The following is a 20857-nucleotide window of genomic DNA, read 5'->3' on the forward strand; positions in this document are numbered from 1 at the left end:
ATGCTGTATCTGGCGATTGTCTTCCTGCCGCTGATCGGCTTTCTGATAGCGGGCCTTTTTGGCTCGTCAATCGGTGCCAAGGCGAGTGAATATGTAACGACTGGTCTGCTGATCATTGTCGCTATCCTGTCTTGGGTAGCCTTTGTAAGCGTAGGTCTTGGTCACGGCGAGGCGTTCAAAGTTCCGGTTCTGCATTGGGTGGAATCCGGCTCGTTGAGCTTCGACTGGGCTCTTCGTATTGATACGCTGACGGTTGTCATGCTCGTCGTGGTCAATACTGTATCGGCCCTCGTGCATACATATTCTATCGGCTATATGCATCACGATCCGCATCGCCCGCGTTTCTTCGCCTATCTTTCGCTCTTTACCTTCGCAATGCTGATGCTTGTGACCGGCGACAACCTTGTCCAGATGTTCTTTGGCTGGGAAGGTGTTGGTCTTGCTTCCTATCTGCTTATCGGCTTCTGGTTCAAGAAGCCTTCGGCAAATGCTGCCGCCATGAAAGCCTTTATAGTCAATCGTGTCGGTGACTTTGGTTTCTTGCTCGGCATTTTCTCGCTTTTCGTGCTTTTCGATACTGTTCAGTTCGACACATTGTTTAGCGCCGCTGCTACCTATCTTCCTGCTGAAGGCGCTGCGGATGCAGGGAAGGTTGTCTTGAACTTCCTTGGCTATGAACTCGACAAGCAGGGCGCAATCACCATTGCCTGTTTGCTACTGTTCATGGGCGCCATGGGTAAGTCGGCACAGTTTTTGCTGCACACATGGTTGCCGGACGCCATGGAAGGCCCGACGCCTGTGTCGGCGCTGATCCATGCCGCAACGATGGTCACGGCCGGCGTTTTCATGGTGGCGCGTCTGTCACCAATATTCGAGCTGTCGCATACCGCTTTGATCTTCGTGACGGTCGTCGGCGCAACAACAGCTTTCTTTGCTGCGACCGTCGGTCTGGTCCAGAACGATATCAAGCGCGTCATTGCTTATTCAACCTGCTCGCAGCTTGGCTATATGTTTGTGGCGCTCGGTCTTGGTGCTTACGGCGCAGGTGTGTTTCATCTGTTCACGCATGCTTTCTTTAAGGCACTGCTTTTCCTTTGCGCCGGTTCGGTTATCCATGCCGTTTCCGACGAACAGGACATGCGCCGCATGGGTGGTTTGCGTAAGCTCATCCCCAAGACCTATTGGATGATGATCATCGGAACAGTTGCACTGACTGGGCTTGGTATTCCAGGTACCGTTATCGGCACGGCAGGGTTCTTCTCCAAGGATGCGATTATCGAATCGGCCTTTGCTTCGCATAGTCCGGTTTCAGGCTACGCTTTCATTCTGCTTGTGATTGCGGCTGTATTTACCAGCTTCTATTCATGGCGCCTGATATTCATGACATTCCATGGAAAGCCGCGTGCAAGCCATGATGTGATGCATCACGTCCATGAATCGCCTTACATCATGCTTGTGCCTCTGTTCATTCTGGCCATTGGCGCTCTCTTTGCCGGTGTCGTGTTCAAAGAGTTTTTCTTCGGCCACGAATATGCCGAGTTCTGGAAGGGTGCGCTGTTTACCGGGCCTGAAAACGAAATATTGGCGGAGTATCACCACGTGCCATTCATCGTTGCCATGTCGCCATTCCTGGCAATGGTAGCGGGCTTTATCGGTGCCTGGTACTTCTACATTCGCTCGCCAGAAACGCCGCGGCGTCTGGCAGAGCAGCATTCCGGACTTTACCAGTTCCTGTTGAACAAATGGTATTTTGACGAGCTGTATGATTTCCTCTTCGTTCGCCCGGCAATGGCACTCGGCAAATTCCTCTGGAAGCGCGGCGATGGTTGGCTGATTGATGGGCATGGCCCGGATGGTATTTCCGCCCGTGTTGTTGATGTCACCAACCGCGTGGTGCGCCTGCAAACCGGTTACCTTTATCACTATGCGTTCGCGATGCTCATCGGGGTCGCCGCACTCGTCACGTGGATGATGCTCGGGAGCAACTTCTGATGACCGACTGGCCAATTCTTACCACCGTTACCTTCTTACCATTGGTCGGTGCCTTTCTGATCCTGCTCATCCGGGATGACAGCGATGCTGCACGCCGCAACATTCGCAATGTCGCTTTGTGGACGACGATCATTACCTTCCTTCTGTCATTGCCGATCTGGTATTATTTCGACAATGCAGAAGCGGGATTTCAATTTGTGGAAAAGGCCGCATGGCTCGATAGTGGTATATCGTACCATATGGGCGTCGATGGCATTTCCATGCTGTTCGTTATCCTCACCACTTTCCTTATGCCTCTATGCATTCTGGCCAGCTGGGAAGCGATCCAGAACCGCGTTAAAGAATATATGATCGCGTTTCTTGTTCTGGAAACGCTGATGATTGGTGTGTTCTGCGCACTCGATATCGTGCTATTCTACGTGTTCTTTGAAGCAGTACTGGTCCCGATGTTCATTATCATCGGTGTCTGGGGCGGAAAGCGCCGGGTCTATGCCAGCTTCAAGTTCTTCCTTTATACGCTGCTCGGCTCGGTTCTGATGCTGCTCGCCATCATGGCAATGTACTGGCAGGCTGGAACGACCGATATTCCTACCTTGCTTGCACATTCTTTCCCCGCTTCAATGCAAACATGGCTTTGGTTCGCCTTCTTCGCATCCTTCGCGGTGAAAATGCCTATGTGGCCGGTTCACACCTGGTTGCCGGATGCGCACGTTGAAGCGCCGACCGCAGCTTCCGCCATTCTTGCCGGTATTCTGTTGAAGCTTGGCGGCTATGGCTTCCTGCGCTTCTCGCTTCCGATGTTCCCGATAGCATCGGCTGATTTCGCGCCGATCATCTATACTCTTTCGGTTGTCGCTATTGTTTACACATCCCTTGTCGCCCTCATGCAGGAAGACATCAAGAAGCTGATCGCTTACTCCTCGGTCGCTCACATGGGCTATGTGACCATGGGTATTTTCGCAGCAAACGAGCAGGGCATTCAGGGTGCATTGTTCCAGATGCTTTCCCACGGCCTGGTTTCGGCAGCGCTGTTCCTGTGTGTCGGTATTGTCTATGACCGCACCCATACGCGCGAAATCTCTGCCTATGGTGGCCTTGTGAACAATATGCCGAAATATGCGGTCGTGTTCTTGATCTTCACCATGGCCAATGTCGGCTTGCCTGGCACATCCGGTTTCATCGGTGAATTCCTGACCTTGATGGGCGTGTTCCGTGTCAACACATGGGTTGCTCTTTTTGCCACCTCGGGTGTTATCTTCTCGGCGGCCTATGCATTGTGGCTCTATAGGCGCGTTGTGTTTGGTTCACTCGACAAGGAAAGCCTGAAGGCGCTTCTGGATATGTCGCCGCGGGAAAAGGCAGTGATTTATCCGCTGCTGATCCTGACGATCTTCTACGGTGTTTATCCAATGCCAGTATTCGATGCGACGGCCAGCTCCGTCCATGCACTTATCAATCAATATAATAACGCGCTGTCCTCAGCGGCCACTTTGGCGTTGAAATAGCAGGAAGAGGCCAAGGCCGATGCAGACCGATATGATTGCCAACCTGACGCTCATGGCTCCCGAACTGCTTCTAGCAGTGGGAGCGATGGCTCTCCTGATGGTCGGAGCATTTTCCGGCGAGAAGTCGTACAAGCTGGTCAATGGTCTCAGCATCATATTGCTGTTGCTGGCACTGGTGCTTGTTGCCGTGTTTCCTCAACAGGGAAACGCTTTCGGTCGTGCTTTCATCAATGATTCCTTTTCCGGCTTCATGAAAGTGCTCACACTGGCAGGCTCGATCGTTACTCTCATCATGTCGTCCGGCTTTGCCAAAAGCGAGAAATTCGACAAGTTCGAATTCCCGATCCTGATCCTTTTGGCCAATGTCGGCATGCTGCTGATGATTTCAGCCAATGACACGCTTTCTCTATATCTGAGCCTTGAGCTGCAATCACTCGCGCTATACGTCGTCGCCGCCATCAATCGCGACAGCGTTCGCTCCACGGAAGCTGGCCTGAAATATTTTGTTCTTGGCGCGCTGTCATCCGGCATGCTCCTCTATGGTATTTCACTGGTTTATGGCTTTACGGGTCATACCGGCTTTGAAGGTATTGCCCAGTCTCTCGCCAGCTCCGAACGTCAGCTCGGCGTTGTTTTTGGATTGGTTTTCATTTTTGCTGGTCTTGCATTCAAGATATCGGCAGTTCCATTCCATATGTGGACGCCAGATGTTTATGAAGGCGCGCCGACACCGGTAACAGCTTTCTTTGCAACTGCGCCGAAAATGGCGGCGATGGCGCTGCTGACACGCGTATCAGTGGATACCTTTCAGCCGATCACGCATGACTGGCAACAGATTGTCGTGTTTATTGCCATTGCGTCGATGATCCTTGGCGCTTTTGCGGCCATCGGCCAGCGCAATATCAAGAGGCTGATGGCTTATTCTTCCATCAGCCATATGGGCTATGCCCTTGTTGGGCTTGCTGCAGGTACGCAGGTTGGCGTTAAAGGCGTTGCCATTTACATGCTGATCTACCTGGTCACAACGCTTGGTACATTTGCATTCATTCTGGCAATGCGCCGCAAGGATGGAAATGTCGAACAGATCAGCGACCTTGCCGGTCTCTCGCGTACAAATCCGATTATGGCGACCATATTGACCATCCTCATGTTCTCGCTCGCAGGTATCCCACCGCTCGCCGGGTTCTGGGGCAAGTGGTACACCTTCCTTGCAGCGATGCAGGCCAATCTCTATGCGCTTGCCATTATCGGCATTGTGGCCTCGGTTGTGGGCGCATTCTACTACCTGCGCATCATCAAGATCATGTGGTTCGATGAACCGGTTGGCGGTTTCGTTCCAGTCGCTGGCGAACTTCGACTCGTGCTTGGTGCCTCCGGTCTGCTTGTTCTGCTCTATGTTCTGATCGGCGGTCCGATTAGTACCTACGCGGAAGCGGCATCCAAGTCCTTCTTCTAGGGCGAAGAATTTGACGGGATTTGCCCTATCGCCTATCGCAGAGCAGAATGGTTTTCGACTGGAAGCTTTCGAAACGATTGGATCCACCAATGCTGTCGCGCTCGAGCGCGCACAGGCGGGTGATCCTGGCAAGCTGTGGATCGTATCCAAGAAGCAGGCGAGCGGGCGAGGGCGGCGCGGCCGGGCTTGGTCTTCTCCCGAGGGCAATCTGGCGGCTTCCTTATTGCTTACTGGAAATCTTGAACTGAAAAGTGCGGCGACGCTCGGCTTTGTAGCTGGCCTTTCGCTTGCTGATGCGCTCAACGCAGTATGTCCTTCAGCAAATTTTTCCGTTGGCATTGATGGCGCCAGCAATGCAGGTGCTGGAAAATCGCCATTACGGGTGGAGCTTAAATGGCCAAACGATTTGCTGGCGGGTGGCGCAAAGCTCGCCGGTATCCTGCTTGAATCGACCTTGATGCCGGATGGGCATTTGGCAGTAGTTATCGGCATCGGCGTTAATGTTGTTGCCTATCCGCAGGATGTCCCTTATCCAGCTACGTCATTGGCACGGCTTGGTGCGAACTGCGATGCCGAAACAGTGTTTCTGGCCTTGTCGGACGCCTGGGAAGAAAACTATCGCATTTGGGCGAATGGACGGGGCTTAAGTGACATTCGCAAACGTTGGCTCTCGCAGGCGGCAGGAATTGGCAGTGAAGTCGCCGTTCGAATAGACGGAGCTGTACTGCGTGGTATATTCGAAACAATTGACGAAGATTGCCAGTTCGTCATTCGTGATAATGACGGTGTACGGCAAAAAATTGCAGCCGGTGACGTCCATTTTGGAACAGTGGCATCGGCAAACGCTGAATGAGTTTCAGTTTTTAGGAGCATAAATGGCAAATTCCGATCAAGCGGAACTTGTTTTCCTGCCTTTAGGTGGTGTCGGCGAAATCGGCATGAATCTGGCCCTTTACGGCTATGGCCCCGCGCGCAAACGCGAATGGGTCGTGGTCGATATGGGTGTGAGCTTTGCTGGCCCGGATCTTCCCGGAGCTGACCTGATCCTGCCCGATATTCGTTTTTTGCAGGCTGAGCGCAACAACCTCAAGGGTATTGTTATCACCCACGCGCATGAAGATCACTACGGAGCGCTGCTTGATCTCTGGCCACTTCTCAATGTTCCTGTTTATGCCACGCCATTTACTGCCGGACTTCTTGCCGCCAAGCGGCACTCGGAACCCGGTGCACCGGATATCCCAGTCACAATCTACCGTGCTGGCGAAACCTTCAATGTCGGCCCTTTCGAGTTCGAAGCACTGGCTGTGACGCATTCCATTCCTGAGCCGGTTTCATTGGCAATCAAGACTCCGCTTGGAACAGTCATCCATACGGGCGACTGGAAGATGGACCCGGAACCCTCGATCGGACCGCTGATCAATGAAGCGCGATTCCGCGCTCTGGGTGACGAAGGCGTTCTTGCCATGATGTGCGATTCTACCAACGCCTTGCGTGATGGCGAATCGCCATCCGAACAAGAAGTTGGCGAAAGCCTGCGGCAAATCATTGAAAACGCCCGTGGACGCGTTGCGATAACTTCGTTTTCATCCAATGTCGGGCGTATCCGTTCGATTGCCCTGGCAGCGCGCGATGCCGGCAGGCAAACGCTTGTGCTCGGACGTTCGATGAAGCGCATGATCGATGTCGCGACCGAGCTTGGTTATCTGGATGGTGTGCCTGAGTTCCTGTCGGAGGATGATTACGGCTATATTCCGCGGGAAAACATGGTCATCATATTGACCGGCAGCCAAGGTGAACCACGTGCTGCCCTTGCCAAACTGGCGCGCGATGAAATGCGCAGTGTTGCACTTTCGCCCGGCGATACGGTTATTTACTCATCGCGTGCCATTCCCGGCAATGAAAAGGCGATTAATGACACCAAAAACCTTCTGATAGAGCAGGGTGTTCAGATCATTTCCGATGGTGATCAATTGGTGCATGTGTCGGGGCATCCGCGACGCAACGAATTGAAGCGGATGTATGAGTGGGTTCGCCCGCGCATTCTTGTTCCTGTTCACGGTGAGGCTGCGCATCTTGTCGGGCAGGGATCACTGGCTGCAATGGCAGGCATTCCAGAAGTGCCGCAAGTGCGCAATGGCGATATATTGCGCCTTGCCCCGGGCAAGGCAGAGATCATTGGTGAAGCGCCCTTCGGACGCTTGATCAAAGACGGCAGGCTGATCGGCGACGAGGAAGAGGTCGGAATCGTTGATCGCCGAAAGCTTTCCTATGTCGGCCATGTTGCGGTGTCATTTATTCTCGACGCCAAGTACAACGTTCTTGAAGATCCGGAGCTTGTCCCTTTCGGAGTTCCGGAAGTCGACGATGAAGGTGAGCTCCTGGAGGATCTTCTTTACGATGCTGCTGTTGGTGCGGTCCAAAGTATCCCGAGGGAGAAGCGACGCGATCTTGCCATGGTGCGTGAGGCAATTCGCCGTGCGGTTCGCTCCGCCGCCAACGAAGCATGGGGCAAGAAGCCGATTGTCACCGTGTTCGTAACCAAGGTCTGAGGTAAGCAATGCTGGGACGGCTCAACCATGTGGCTATCGCAGTTCCAGATATGGCGGCTGCGTCCGCCATCTATAGGGATACGCTCGGAGCAAAGCTGACAGAACCGCAGATATTGCCTGAGCATGGCGTTACAGTTGTGTTCATCGATGTCGGAAACACCAAGATCGAACTGCTTGAACCGCTTTCTTCCGAGTCGCCCATATCGGCTTTCCTCCTGAAAAATCCGTCAGGTGGTATTCACCACGTGTGCTACGAAGTGCCCGATATACTGAGCGCGCGAGATCGCCTAAAAGAGCAGGGTGCCCGGGTTTTGGGTGATGGCGAGCCGAAGCTTGGAGCTCATGGCAAACCTGTTCTGTTTCTTCATCCGAAGGATTTCAACGGAACGTTGATCGAACTGGAGCAAGAGTAATGCCGATTGCAACAGCGCTGGCAGTTTATTTCATTTTCTGGTGGTTGACGCTTTTTACCATGCTGCCGATTGGCCTGCGCACGCAGGCTGAAGAGAATGACGTAACACTGGGCACAACGCCAAGCGCGCCGCACAAGCATCGCATGGGACGAGTCTTCCTGTGGACCACGCTTGTATCCGCAGTCATTTTCGCAATTTTCTACGTGGTCAATCAACGGCTTGGTTATGGCGTCAACGACCTGCCGGTATTTTTTCCACAATTGGACTGATCTTATTTGCCGGTAGTTGTTTGATAATGTGGCGAAGCTTTCCCAGTAAATGCCAGGAAAGATCCAGCGATATGACCAAGATTAGATGCCGCTAAGACGAGCGATCGGCTGGGTCTCAATGGCAGCTTCAGAAGATGGGTCATCAGTTTTAAAAATCGCGATAGAATTGAGCCCGGTAAACGAAGAAGAGCGGTAGTGCGATCCTCGGCGAATCTTGCCCGTAAATCAGAAGCGCTATGATCTCTGCTTCGTCTAAATTGATAGGTCAGAGTCAAGCGTTCGCGGGGAACAGTTTCAAAAACTACGGCATGAGGTGTCCAACCTGTCCGCGCGCCGATTCTCGTGGCCTCCCGATAGAGCTTCCAATCCTCTCCGCCATTTAGAGCCAAGTGATTATCAAATCTCAATCCGGTTGCACGAAAGAACGCTAAATTTCCCATCCAACTCCCTGTGGCAATAAGAATCCTGTCAGCCTTACCGCCCTCTCGTCGCTGAATTGCTCGTTGCTCGTATTTTTGAGTACTCTCAAACAGTCCTTTCCAAACGACCTTTTCGAAAAACGACATTTGCTCTACTTGTGCTGGCCGTACTGGTCCGCCGACAATATCAAGATTTGAAGCATCCCGTTCCGCGAGCAGCTCAACCAGCCAATCCGGTTCTACTGTTTCATCATCATCGGCAAAGGTAAGCAGATCGTGGCCGCTGGAAATTGCAATATCGAGCACGCGGTTGCGTACATATGCAATTCCAAGGCGCGATTCGACTTCATATTGTACGCTGCAGTTGGGAACGCTCGTACGAAAGCGCTCTATAATTTCGGTAAGCGTCGGAAAGGAATTGTTCTCAACAATAACAAAATGCAGCTGCGTGTTGGCAGGGATAGCCATTTTCGCATAGGAGGCGAGGAGTACTTGCAACATGATCGGGCGATTGCGGGTAACGGTTCCCACGCAAATTCTGCGCAATAATTCTGTCATGAAATAATCTGCCTGAAATAAATAAAATAGCTTGGACTAAAAATGCTGTTCGCACGTGCGACCGTGCAAGTTCATTGAATGGGTGCGCTAAAATAAATTTAATTTCTACTTACAGCGCTGTTGCAGCCGACCGTCAATCGGGAATCACACCTATTTTAAAATTAGGATATTAGGCACGAAAAATAAGGTATTGAATTTAAAATGAAAAACATTCGTCAAACCCATAAATGAAGACAAAAAAAATGCAAGGCTTTCGCCTTGCATTTAAAGATCGCGTCTGACCCATCCACTTGCGTGGCGGCTGCGGAAACCGCGCCAAGGGTCACATCCTCCCAAGACTTTGACCGCGTAGGAAAGCAGAAATATTCTTACTTTCTCCTTATGCTTAAAAAAATAGCGGACTGCCTTCGAAATGTCACGAAAAATATTCGTTACTGTCATCTTTTGATTAGAAATCTTGCAGCAGAGTGAATCACCCCTCAATATCATCCTGTGTTATATGCAGTTGCGGGTTCCCAATCAGCCATGAAGCCGATAAGAAATATCGACTTTGCACTTGGTTTTGCCTGATTCTTCAAGCACTCAGGCGTTGTTCAATTTTGGTGACCCTCAATGCGGCTTTCCCGTTACTTTCTGCCCATCCTTAAAGAGAATCCTAAAGAGGCTGAAATCGTCTCGCACCGGCTCATGCTGCGTGCCGGACTGATTCGCCAAGAATCAGCAGGCATTTATGCCTGGTTGCCGGCGGGACTGCGCATTCTCAACAAGGTAAGCAACATCATCCGCGAAGAACAGAATCGCTCGGGCGCAATTGAATTGCTGATGCCGACAATTCAGTCAGCAGATCTTTGGCGTGAAAGCGGCCGTTATGATGCTTATGGCGACGAGATGCTGCGTATTAAAGATCGCGGCGATCGGGAAATGTTGTTTGGCCCGACAAATGAAGAAATGATCACCGAGATTTTCCGGGCTTATGTCAAATCTTACAAGGACTTGCCGCTCAATCTTTATCATATTCAGTGGAAATTCCGCGACGAGCGCCGTCCCCGGTTTGGTGTTATGCGTTCGCGCGAATTCCTTATGAAAGATGCCTATTCTTTCGATATGGATTTTGAGGGTGCCAAGGCTGCGTATAATCGTATGTTCGTTGCATATTTACGGACATTCTCGCGCCTAGGTATCAAGGTCATTCCGATGCGCGCGGATACGGGTCCAATCGGCGGTGATTTGAGCCACGAATTCATTATTCTTGCCGAAACCGGAGAAAGCCAGGTTTTTTGCGATCGCGCCTATCTCGATCTGCCAGTGCCAGGTGCTGATACGGATTTCGACGATAATCAGCAGATTGCCGATATCGTCACGCGTTGGACGACGCCCTATGCTGCCACTGACGAAATGCACGATGAGGCGGCTTGGTCCAAGGTGGATGGCTCCCACCAGATGGCCGCACGCGGTATTGAAGTTGGCCACATTTTCCACTTCGGCACAAAATACTCCGAACCAATGGGGGCCAAGGTAAGCGGTCCTGACGGAAAGGAGCATTTGGTCTCGATGGGGTCTTATGGCATCGGGCCGTCGCGCGTTATTGCAGCGATCATCGAGGCCTCACATGACGAAAACGGAATCATCTGGCCCAAGGCAGTTGCTCCGTTTGGTGCGGGTATTGTGAACATGAAGCCCGGCGACGATGCATGTGATGCAGTTGCGCTGAAGCTCTATGACGCCTTGACGAGGGCCGGCCTTGAGCCGCTGCTTGATGATACGGATGATCGTCCGGGTGCAAAATTTGCCAAGATGGATCTGATCGGTTTGCCGACACAGGTAATTGTTGGTCCGCGTGGTGTGGCCGCTGGCGAAGTCGAGATCAAGGATCGTGCTACAGGCGAGCGTGAAACGCTCTCCATCGAAGCCGCAATCAACAAATTGGCCGGCCCTGCGGACTTTCAGGCGGGAACTTTATGACAGAAAAAGCAGCGACCGCGCCCTCTGGTTCAAAGCCATTTTCAGCCTTTGAGCGTATGATTGCCTGGCGCTATCTGCGTGCTCGGCGCAAGGAAACGTTTATTTCAGTTATCGCCGGGTTCTCGTTTACCGGTATCATGCTTGGCGTGGCGACGCTTATCATCGTCATGGCGGTGATGAATGGTTTTCGGGCCGAGCTGTTGACCCGAATTCTCGGAATCAACGGCCATGTCATCATGCAGCCAATGGATCGGCCTTTGGATGATTTTGATGCTGTTATCAAGCGTGTCGATGCCGTGCCAGGCGTATCTTTTGCCATCCCCGTCGTTGAAGGTCAGGTTCTGGCCAAAGGCAATGTGGGGGCCGGATCAGGTGCGCTTGTCCGCGGTTTGCGCGAAGACGATATCGCCAAGCTGCAACTTGTGGCAAAGAACGTGCGGCAGGGCACATTTCAGGGTTTTAACACCGCAGGCGGCGTAGCAATAGGTACGCGCATGGCCGAGAATATGGGCTTGGGCCTCGGTGACCGACTGACGCTGATTTCTCCTGATGGCGATGTGACGCCGCTTGGGATGGCGCCACGGGTCAAATCCTACCCGGTGACTGCCATTTTTGAGATCGGCATGTCAGAATATGACGCCTCAATCGTGCTCATGCCGCTCGAAGAATCGCAGCTCTATTTCAATCAGGACAACAAGGTTCAATCGATCGAAATATTTGCCGACAAACCGGATGATGTTGACGCACTGAAAAAGCCGATTGAAGAAGCGGCACAGCGCTCTGTCATGTTGACCGATTGGCGACAACGCAACCAGACTTTCTTTTCCGCACTTCAAGTTGAGCGCAATGTTATGTTCATGATTCTGACGCTTATCGTGCTCGTCGCGGCGTTGAACATCATATCGGGACTCATCATGCTCGTGAAAGACAAGGGCCGCGATATCGCCATCCTTCGAACCATGGGTGCAACGCGAAATTCCATCCTGCGCATATTCTTGATGACTGGCGCAGCCATCGGCGTGACTGGTACGATTGCCGGGGTCGTGCTTGGCGTCGTCGTCTGCCTCAATGTCGAACGGATCAGGGAGTTTTTCTCCTGGCTTTCCGGAACGACACTCTTCAATCCTGAACTCTATTTCCTAAGTACTCTTCCGGCCAAAATGGACTTCAACGAGACCTTTACTGTAATTCTCATGGCGCTTGTCCTATCGTTTTTGGCGACGCTTTTCCCCGCTTGGCGCGCAGCCAAACTCGATCCCGTTGAAGCTCTGAGGTACGAATAAAATGGCCGGGCCTATTTTGCAGCTGACGAATGTCGGTCGCCGCTATGATGAAATCGGCCGCGAACTCATCATTCTCGACAATGCCAGTTTTTCTCTGGGCAAGGGAGAAATGGTTGCGCTTGTTGCGCCTTCGGGTGCAGGGAAATCCACATTGCTGCACACTGCCGGTTTGCTTGAGCGGCCCGATAGTGGCGATGTGATTCTTGACGGGCGCTCCTGCGGTTCTTTGTCGGACGAAGAGCGGACGGCCATCCGTCGCAATGATGTCGGATTTGTTTATCAGTTCCACCATCTTCTGCCCGAATTTTCTGCTCTCGAGAATGTGATGATGCCTCAGATGATTCGCGGCATGAAGCCGGGCGTTGCCTCGGAACGTGCTCAGCAGCTGCTCGACTATATGAAGGTCGGGGCGAGGGCAGCTCACCGCCCGAGCGAACTTTCCGGCGGTGAACAGCAAAGAGTGGCGATTGCCCGCGCTGTGGCCAACGCGCCGCTTGTATTACTCGCCGATGAGCCTACGGGCAATCTCGACCCCGTTACCTCATCTTACGTGTTCGAAGCACTGGAGGCGCTTGTTCGTCAATCCGGCCTGTCGGCAATGATTGCTACGCATAATCATGAACTTGCCCGGCGTATGGATCGACGTGTTACGTTGAAAGACGGCAAGATCACCAATCTCTGATTAGTCAGCAGTATTTACCTCTCATTAGCAATTTGAAAACCATAGCACTCACCATGCGGGAGATGCGCTTGACTTTAGAACAAAAATGGAACAAAACATATACATAGTGCAAACGAAGAAGGGTTTTACCGATGAGCGAACTTTTCCAGGATGTGATGTCATTTGTTACCGTCAGTCTCTTCATTGCGACATTCGCGATGTGGGTGAGCGTCATCTGAAGAAACAGACCTTCGGGGATGATTGAGCGAGCCTTAACTATCCACTGTTCACGCGGCCCAAACGTTCAATTTGAGTAGACACCTCATCGCGCATATCGGACTATATGCGCGCGGTGGAATCGGTTCTCCGTTCAGTATCGGAGATAGAAAGTGGCAGATGGGCACGGCAATATGAGCAATGCAGGCAAGCGCCCATTGCGCTTTGTCCATCTGAGAGTTCATTCCGCATATTCATTGCTTGAAGGCGCGTTGCAGGTTCCCAAGGTGATCGACCTTGCTGTGGCCAGCAAGGCTCCCGCCATTGCAATTACTGACACAAACAATCTTTTCGGCGCTCTTGAGTTTGCGCAGAAAGGCTCTAAAGCCGGATTGCAGCCTATCATCGGCTGTCAGATGGATATCGCATTTCACGACCAGACCGAGGAGAGCCGCAATGTAAACCGGCGTGAAGCGCTCGGGCTCGCGCCACTAGTTTTGCTGGCGGCGACGGAAGAGGGCTATGCCAATCTCGTTCGGCTTGTCAGCCGGGCTTATCTTGAAACTCCCTCTGGTGATCCGGTCCACATAGTTTCCAGCTGGCTGGCAGGAAAAACGGATGGCATTATCATGCTATCCGGCGGACCAGAGGGTGCTATTGCCAAGGCAATCAAGGATGATCGGATTGATCGTGCCCGCCAGCGGCTTTTGATGCTGAAATCACTGTTCGGCGACAGACTTTATGTCGAGTTGCAGCGCCATCGCGGTTATGACAAGGCGTTGGAAGCGACACAGGTGGACCTGGCCTATGAGCTGGAACTACCTCTTGTTGCCACCAACGACGTGTTCTTCTCCAAGAGTGCCGACTATGAAGCCCACGATGCCTTGCTGGCAATCGCATCCGGATCGCTGCTATCGATTGACGACAGGCGCCGCCTTAGTCCGGACCACTATCTCAAGAGCGAAGATGAGATGGTGGAGCTCTTCGCTGATTTGCCGGAGGCTGTAGAAAACACTGTCGAAATCGCCATGCGCTGTTCGTACTACCCGAAGAATCGCGCTCCGATTTTGCCGCGTTTTACCGGAGAAAGCGCCGATCCTGAAGCTGCATTGGCAGCAGAGGCGGAAGAGCTTGCGCGCCAGGCCCGCGAAGGGCTTGAACAGCGGATTGCGACTGTAGGGCTTGCGGGAGCCCATACACGGGAAGAATATGCCGAACGTCTCGAATATGAGATTTCCGTCATTACCCGAATGAAGTATCCGGGGTACTTTCTTATCGTTTCGGACTTCATCAAATGGGCAAAGGCGCATGATATTCCTGTTGGGCCGGGGCGTGGTTCCGGTGCTGGCTCGCTTGTTGCCTACGCTCTGACTATTACGGATGTCGATCCGCTGCGATTCTCACTTCTATTCGAACGCTTTCTCAATCCCGACCGCGTTTCTATGCCTGACTTTGACATCGACTTCTGTCAGGAACGGCGTGACGAGGTCATCCGTTATGTTCAGGCAAAATATGGGCGCGATCAGGTAGCGCAAATCATAACATTCGGAACATTGCAGGCGCGCGCTGTCTTGCGTGACGTCGGGCGCGTTCTTGAGATGCCATACGGGCAGGTGGATCGTCTGACAAAGATGGTTCCGGCCAATCCCGCTAATCCGGTAACGCTTTCAAAGGCTATCGAGGACGAGCCAAGACTTCGCGAAGAACGTGACAAGGAACCCGTTGTCGAGCGGTTGCTTGATATTGCTTTGAAACTTGAAGGCCTTTACCGGCACGCATCGACACATGCCGCCGGTATCGTCATTGGTGACCGCCCACTTTCTGAACTCGTCCCGATGTATCGGGATCCGCGTTCCGATATGCCGGTTACGCAGTTCAACATGAAGATGGTGGAAGAGGCCGGGCTGGTCAAATTCGACTTTCTCGGCCTGAAAACGCTGACAGTTCTTCAAACTGCGGTGAATCTGGTCCGTCGCCGCGATATAATCGTGGATCTCTCAAATCTGCCTTTCGACGATAAACCGACTTACGAGATGCTGTCGCGCGGCGAGACTGTCGGCGTGTTTCAGGTGGAAAGTACCGGCATGCGCAAGGCGCTGATTGGTATGAAACCTGACCGGATCGAGGATATTATCGCGCTTGTTGCGCTTTATCGTCCAGGTCCAATGGAAAACATCCCGACCTACAATGCGCGTAAAAACGGCGATGAAGAAATGGCGTCGATTCATCCCAAAATCGACCATCTCGTCAAGGAAACGCAGGGCGTCATCATCTACCAGGAACAGGTGATGCAGATCGCGCAGGAAATGTCGGGCTATACGCTCGGTGAAGCCGATCTTCTGCGGCGCGCCATGGGTAAGAAAATCCGCTCTGAAATGGATTTGCAGCGAGTGCGCTTTGTTGATGGTGCGGTGGAACGCGGCGTAACCAAGCCGCAGGCCAACTTTATTTTCGACCTCCTGGCGAAGTTTGCCGATTATGGTTTCAATAAATCCCATGCGGCCGCTTACGCTATCGTATCGTTCCAGACCGCCTATATGAAAGCGCATTATCCGGTTGAATTCTTAGCCGCGTCAATGACTTACGATATGTCGAACACCGACAAGCTCAATGATTTCCGCCGGGAAGCGGTGCGGCTCGGTATCGAGGTTGTCACGCCTTCGGTCAATACGTCCTACCGGCTGTTTGAAGTCGGCGAAAACCGCATCTACTATTCGTTGGCCGCCATCAAAGGCGTTGGCGAAGCTGCTGTCGATCATATTGTCGAAAAGCGCGGATCGACGCCTTATGCCAGCCTTGAAGATTTTTGTGAGCGGATCGATCCGCGAGTCGTCAACAGGCGGGTGTTCGAAAGCCTTATCAATGTCGGCGCATTTGACTGTTTTGGACGGGAGCGGCCAGCACTTATCGCCGGTCTGGATCGTATAATTGGTCATGCGCAACGCACACAAGAAGACAGTGTCAGCGGTCAAACGGACATTTTCGGCGGTATGGCAGCAACTGCACAAACAATTCAGCTTCCGTCCGTAAGCCCTTGGCTTTCATCAGAAAAACTGCGACGGGAATTTGAAGCGGCGGGCTTTTATCTTTCCGCGCATCCTCTTGATGAATATCAACCCATCCTCGACAAAATGCGCGTTCAAACCTGGTCTGAATTTTCAGCAGCTGTAAAGCGAGGTGCAAATGCCGGGCGGCTGGCAGGTACAATTACCGCAAAGCAGGAACGCCGTACCAAGACTGGCAACAAGATGGGAATTATCCAATTCTCTGATTCCTCAGGGCAATTTGAAGCGATCCTATTTTCAGAAGCGCTGGCGCAATTCCGCGACTTGCTGGAACCGGGCCGTTCCGTTGTCATCACAGTTGGCGCAGAGGACAGGCCTGAGGGCATTAGCCTGCGCATACAGACGGCACATTCGCTTGAAGATGAAGCTACACGCATGCAGAAGGCGTTGCGGCTATATATGCGCTCCAGCGAGCCTCTGGCGGCTATTACGCCCTATTTGACGCCGCAAAATGACGGGCAGATTGTCAGCCTTATTCTGATTAAGCAGAACGGTGCCAATGAAGTTGAGATTGAACTGCCTAACCGCTACCGGATAGGCCCGCAAATTGCGAGCGCCATGAAGGCTATTCCGGGCATTGTCGAAGTTGAAATGGGGTGAATTCAACTTAGCGCAACTATATTGCAATTGCAGATTGAATTTTTTCAGCAAAAATCGCCTGTTTTCTGGCATTTTTGAGCAAAAGTTCAGACTATCTCAGCTTTTTTCCGCTAATCTATTTCATCCGGCGCTTCTTTTGCGCGCGATTTTATCTTGCCGAATGTATATCCTGTTTCCACGGCTTGATTGCCAAATTTCCCGCGTAGCTTGTCTATGGCAGTTTCGGCAACTGCGCGTTTAGTAGCCTGCACGTCAACAAGATCGAGCGGGTCGGCTCTGCCGTCGTCGGTGAGATCGCTCACTCCGATCCCGATCAAGCGATATCGGGTGCCGTCAATTTCCTTTTCAAGCAGCGAAACACCTGTCCGAAAAATCCTGTCGGCAAGCTGGGTCGGATCGGCGAGCTGACGATTACGGGTCTTCAATTTGAAGTCGCGTGACTTCAACTTGAGAACGATGGTTCGCCCAGCAATGTCGGCTGCTTTTAACCGTCGGGATACTTTCTCTGACAGGGCCCGCAAAATGGCGACGAGCTCTTCCATTGACGAGATGTCTTCATTGAACGTTGTCTCTGCGGAAACACTCTTGCTTTCACCTTCAGGCTCAACCCGTCTTGTGTCCATGCCGCGAGACAAACGGTACAGCCTCTGACCCATGGTGCCATAGGAGCGCATCAGGGGACCAAGCTCCATGGTTTGCAATTGACCAATGGTACGAATGCCATCTCGCTCCAAGGTTGCATCAAAAGCCTTGCCGACACCCCAGATCATTGTCACGGGCTTGTCGCGCAAAAAGGTGAGGGCCTCTTCTTCACCGATAATAGAAAAGCCACGCGGTTTTTCGAAATCGGAGGCGATCTTGGCGAGGAATTTGCAATAGGAAAGACCGACCGAAACCGATAATCCCAACTCACGTTCAACCCGATTAGAAAATTGCGCCATGACCCGCGCCGGAGGATCATGGTGGAGCCGTTCCGTACCGGAAAGATCGAGAAAAGCTTCATCAATGGACAGTGGCTCAACGAGAGGCGTGAGGTCGCGCATCATCTGCCTGATCTCGCGCCCGACTCGGACATATTTTTCCATATCCGGCTTGATGACAATGGCGTGCGGACATGCTTCCAACGCCTTGAACATAGGCATGGCGGACTTAACACCATGGATGCGGGCAATGTAGCAAGCCGTTGAAACAACGCCACGTTTTCCGCCTCCAATGATGACAGGTTTGTTGCGCAGTTCGGGGTTGTCGCGTTTTTCGACCGACGCATAGAAGGCGTCACAGTCCACGTGGGCGATACCCAGGCGATAAAGTTCGGGATGCCGAAGCAAGCGAGGGCTACCGCATGATTGGCAACGCTTGGCCTCGTGCGCCTGATTGGCCAGGCAGTCACGGCAAAAACCGAATTGCGGATTGTTAAGACTGGCCATGATGCCCGGAACATAAAATGAACGTCTGGACCTTAGCGAACAGTAGGAGGCGTTGCAACAAGCCTCAGTGACTTACCAACCGTTTCAATAAGCATCCTGACGCCCGCCGGGCAACAGGCGCAATGCCTGCTGAAACAGCGCTGGATCTGTGCCGGTCTCAGTGCAGTAACGCATCAGCGTCGGCTCATGCGCCAGATAGAATTGCAACACGCCCGCAAGAAAACCCGGCTCTTGTGCGGCCGTGCGGATTTGATCGGCGGTAATGCCGGTCAAAGCCAGGAAACGGGAGAACAATTCGCTGTCTTGCGACATGAACACAAGCGAATTGATGGCAAGGTCGTGTGCTCCATCCAAGTCAATCTTCTGCATCTAGAATATTTCATCCATAAGTTGTGTTGAAGGTCTTGAAAATAAACCACATTACCTCAAGCCTTGGCGCTGCTATCCAAATGAAAAGCTTCAATCCATTTAGACCAGATTAATGAGTCTTGAGCCTAATAGCAGTTGAACATATCCAAAAGAACATGTTGAATAAATGCTTGGTTAAACATGATCAGCAGCATTTCTGAATTAAACGGCAGAGTTTTCTTTTCATCAATCATCAGACGTTATTTCAGAAACTGGTAAAGGTAGGATTGTGTGTCTCGCCGTAAGATTTGCATGGCGTGGACCTTATCATTCGAGAGTGACCAACAGGAAATTGCCGATGGTAAAGAAAGTCATGATCGTCGAGGATAATGAGCTTAATATGAAGCTCTTCCGCGATCTTATTGAAGCCAGTGGTTATGAAACCATACGCACACGCAATGGCTTGGAAGCGTTGGACCTTGCTCGCGAGCATCGTCCAGACCTTATCCTCATGGATATACAGCTTCCCGAAGTGTCGGGTCTTGAGGTCACAAAGTGGTTGAAGGCCGATGACGACCTTCATGTTATTCCCATTATCGCGGTGACGGCCTTTGCAATGAAGGGCGACGAAGAGCGCATCCGCCAAGGTGGGTGTGAAGCTTACATCTCCAAACCTATCTCAGTTCCCAAATTCATCGAAACAATCAAATCCTACCTTGGCGACGCTTGAACGTCGGGAGAATTGAACATGACGGCCCGTATTCTTGTCGTTGACGACGTTCCAGCCAATGTAAAGCTTCTGGAAGCCCGGCTTCGTGCCGAGTATTATGAGGTGGTTACGGCGACCGATGGTTATGAAGCGCTCGAGATTTCTGAAAACGGCAATATCGATGTCATTTTACTTGACGTAATGATGCCCGGTCTCGACGGATTTGAAGTTTGCCGCCGGTTAAAATCGAGAGCGGCAACGGCCCACATCCCGGTGATTCTCGTGACCGCGCTTGATCAGGATTCAAACCGGATTACTGGCTTGAATTTTGGTGCTGATGATTTTCTGACCAAGCCTGTCGATGATCTCCAGCTCATGGCGCGCGTTAAAAGCCTGGTTCGGCTGAAAAACCTGACGGATGAACTGCGTCTTCGTGTGGCAACGACCCGTGATGTGGGGCTCGAATCCATTCTGCGCCTGCCAACTGGCGTCCACGAGGCGATGAAATTTGCACGCGTTCTGTTGATTGATGAACGTCCGGAAAGCACCGAAAAGATAAAACGCGTATTGGGCGAAGAATGTTCGGTCGACGTGGAGAGTGATCCGCAAACCGGTTTCTTCAAGGCCGTGCAAGGCAATCATGATTGCCTTATTATTTCTTCAAGCTTCGCCGCATTTGATCCATTGCGGATTTGCGCGCAGCTGCGCTCGCTGGACAATACCAGATCGTTGCCGATCATCTTGGTGGCGGATATGGGGGAAGAGCCATTGATCCGACGGGCTTTAGAACTAGGGATAAACGACTATTTGGTGCGGCCGGTCAATCCGAACGAGCTTCTCGCGCGTCTACGCACCCAGCTGCGCCGTAAGGCCTATCATGACGGTCTGCGCGCCAGCGTCGTGAAAACCTATGAAATGGCTGTGACTGACAGTCTGACGGGCCTGCACAACCGGCTTTATCTCGAGACTCATCTGGCAACGCTGTTCAAACGCGCGGTAGAGCGTCGTCGTCCACTATCGATTCTCATGACTGATATTGATCGCTTCAAATTGATAAATGATACATACGGACATGATGGCGGCGATGAGGTTCTGCGTGAATTTGCCAGGCGGCTGCGTCGCAATGTGCGCGGCAGCGATTTGGCCAGCCGCTATGGCGGCGAGGAATTCTTCATAGTGATGCCAGATACAGATCAGACACTGGCCTCCATCGTCGCAGAGCGAATCCGTCGCGAGGTAGCATCGACGCCTTTCCAGATCAACAATATGGGCCCAGCCATACCTGTGACAATCAGCATTGGTATTGCAAGCGTTCTGCAGGAGGGCGACACGGTGCATAATCTGATGAAACGTGCCGATGATGCGCTTTACGGAGCCAAATCATCGGGGCGCAACAAGGTCGTGTCTGCGGCCGCGTGACCGCGC

The 20857-nt window shown here is 52.3% G+C and carries 16 protein-coding genes; 13 read left to right on the plus strand and 3 right to left on the minus strand.

The window, feature by feature from the left end; translation table 11 throughout:
* From nuoL to AC6CHM_RS02455, 7 genes are read left to right on the plus strand one after another with little or no spacing between them, the layout of a single operon-like run.
* Positions 1-1992, plus strand: a complete 1992-nt coding sequence (gene nuoL / locus AC6CHM_RS02425) for an NADH-quinone oxidoreductase subunit L (RefSeq protein ID WP_115055296.1) — start codon at positions 1-3, stop codon at positions 1990-1992.
* The gene (locus tag AC6CHM_RS02430; protein ID WP_307284659.1) at positions 1992-3497 is read left to right on the plus strand and encodes an NADH-quinone oxidoreductase subunit M; all 1506 of its coding nucleotides are present in this window, start codon (positions 1992-1994) and stop codon (positions 3495-3497) included. Before nuoL ends, AC6CHM_RS02430 begins: the two co-directional genes overlap by 1 nt.
* A 19-nt stretch (positions 3498-3516) precedes the next feature.
* Positions 3517-4953 carry an NADH-quinone oxidoreductase subunit NuoN gene (gene nuoN, locus AC6CHM_RS02435; protein WP_307284662.1) on the plus strand — a complete coding sequence of 479 codons (1437 nt, stop codon included), beginning with the start codon at positions 3517-3519 and terminating at the stop codon, positions 4951-4953.
* 10 nt (positions 4954-4963) lie between these two features.
* Positions 4964-5806 (plus strand): biotin protein ligase-related protein, encoded by an 843-nt coding sequence (locus AC6CHM_RS02440; protein ID WP_115055290.1) that lies wholly within the window; start codon positions 4964-4966, stop codon positions 5804-5806.
* Between the two features lie 22 nt (positions 5807-5828).
* On the plus strand, positions 5829-7502 hold the full coding sequence (locus AC6CHM_RS02445) for a ribonuclease J (protein WP_115055288.1): 1674 nt from the start codon (positions 5829-5831) through the stop codon (positions 7500-7502).
* Positions 7503-7510: 8 nt separating this feature from the next.
* Positions 7511-7915: a methylmalonyl-CoA epimerase gene (gene mce, locus AC6CHM_RS02450; RefSeq protein ID WP_115055286.1), complete on the plus strand. Its 405-nt coding sequence runs from the start codon at positions 7511-7513 to the stop codon at positions 7913-7915.
* Positions 7915-8184 (plus strand): DUF1467 family protein, encoded by a 270-nt coding sequence (locus AC6CHM_RS02455; protein WP_115055284.1) that lies wholly within the window; start codon positions 7915-7917, stop codon positions 8182-8184. The genes mce and AC6CHM_RS02455 overlap by 1 nt, the downstream gene beginning before the upstream one ends.
* Positions 8185-8186: 2 nt before the next feature.
* On the opposite strand, the gene AC6CHM_RS02460 is transcribed toward AC6CHM_RS02455, so the two are convergent.
* On the minus strand, positions 8187-9161 hold the full coding sequence (locus tag AC6CHM_RS02460; RefSeq protein ID WP_498171863.1) for a glycosyltransferase family 2 protein: 975 nt from the start codon (positions 9159-9161) through the stop codon (positions 8187-8189).
* Between the two features lie 612 nt (positions 9162-9773).
* Here AC6CHM_RS02460 and proS point away from each other — a divergent pair.
* The 4 genes from proS to dnaE all read left to right on the plus strand — a co-directional run bounded on the left by proS (position 9774) and on the right by dnaE (position 16948).
* Positions 9774-11123, plus strand: a complete 1350-nt coding sequence (gene proS, locus AC6CHM_RS02465; protein ID WP_115055280.1) for a proline--tRNA ligase — start codon at positions 9774-9776, stop codon at positions 11121-11123.
* A complete protein-coding gene (locus AC6CHM_RS02470) occupies positions 11120-12406 on the plus strand; it encodes a lipoprotein-releasing ABC transporter permease subunit (RefSeq protein WP_307284673.1) in 1287 nt (428 codons plus the stop codon). Before proS ends, AC6CHM_RS02470 begins: the two co-directional genes overlap by 4 nt.
* Before the next feature lies 1 nt (position 12407).
* On the plus strand, positions 12408-13088 hold the full coding sequence (locus AC6CHM_RS02475) for an ABC transporter ATP-binding protein (RefSeq protein WP_115053204.1): 681 nt from the start codon (positions 12408-12410) through the stop codon (positions 13086-13088).
* Positions 13089-13477: 389 nt separating this feature from the next.
* Positions 13478-16948: a DNA polymerase III subunit alpha gene (gene dnaE, locus AC6CHM_RS02480; protein WP_115053319.1), complete on the plus strand. Its 3471-nt coding sequence runs from the start codon at positions 13478-13480 to the stop codon at positions 16946-16948.
* 110 nt (positions 16949-17058) lie between these two features.
* Here the strand turns inward: dnaE and AC6CHM_RS02485 are convergent, their stop codons facing one another.
* Together AC6CHM_RS02485 and AC6CHM_RS02490 are read right to left on the minus strand one after the other, a co-directional pair.
* Positions 17059-18375: a DNA polymerase IV gene (locus AC6CHM_RS02485; protein WP_115053203.1), complete on the minus strand. Its 1317-nt coding sequence runs from the start codon at positions 18373-18375 to the stop codon at positions 17059-17061.
* Positions 18376-18459: 84 nt separating this feature from the next.
* Positions 18460-18744, minus strand: a complete 285-nt coding sequence (locus AC6CHM_RS02490; protein WP_115053202.1) for a DUF3572 domain-containing protein — start codon at positions 18742-18744, stop codon at positions 18460-18462.
* A 337-nt stretch (positions 18745-19081) separates the two neighbouring features.
* On the opposite strand from AC6CHM_RS02490, the gene AC6CHM_RS02495 reads away from it, so the two are divergent.
* Positions 19082-19453 carry a response regulator gene (locus AC6CHM_RS02495; RefSeq protein ID WP_008122893.1) on the plus strand — a complete coding sequence of 124 codons (372 nt, stop codon included), beginning with the start codon at positions 19082-19084 and terminating at the stop codon, positions 19451-19453.
* Positions 19454-19471: 18 nt separating this feature from the next.
* Positions 19472-20851 carry a PleD family two-component system response regulator gene (locus AC6CHM_RS02500; protein ID WP_115053201.1) on the plus strand — a complete coding sequence of 460 codons (1380 nt, stop codon included), beginning with the start codon at positions 19472-19474 and terminating at the stop codon, positions 20849-20851.
* Positions 20852-20857: the final 6 nt, after the last annotated feature.

Source organism: Phyllobacterium sp. GQ127 (genome assembly GCF_059758635.1).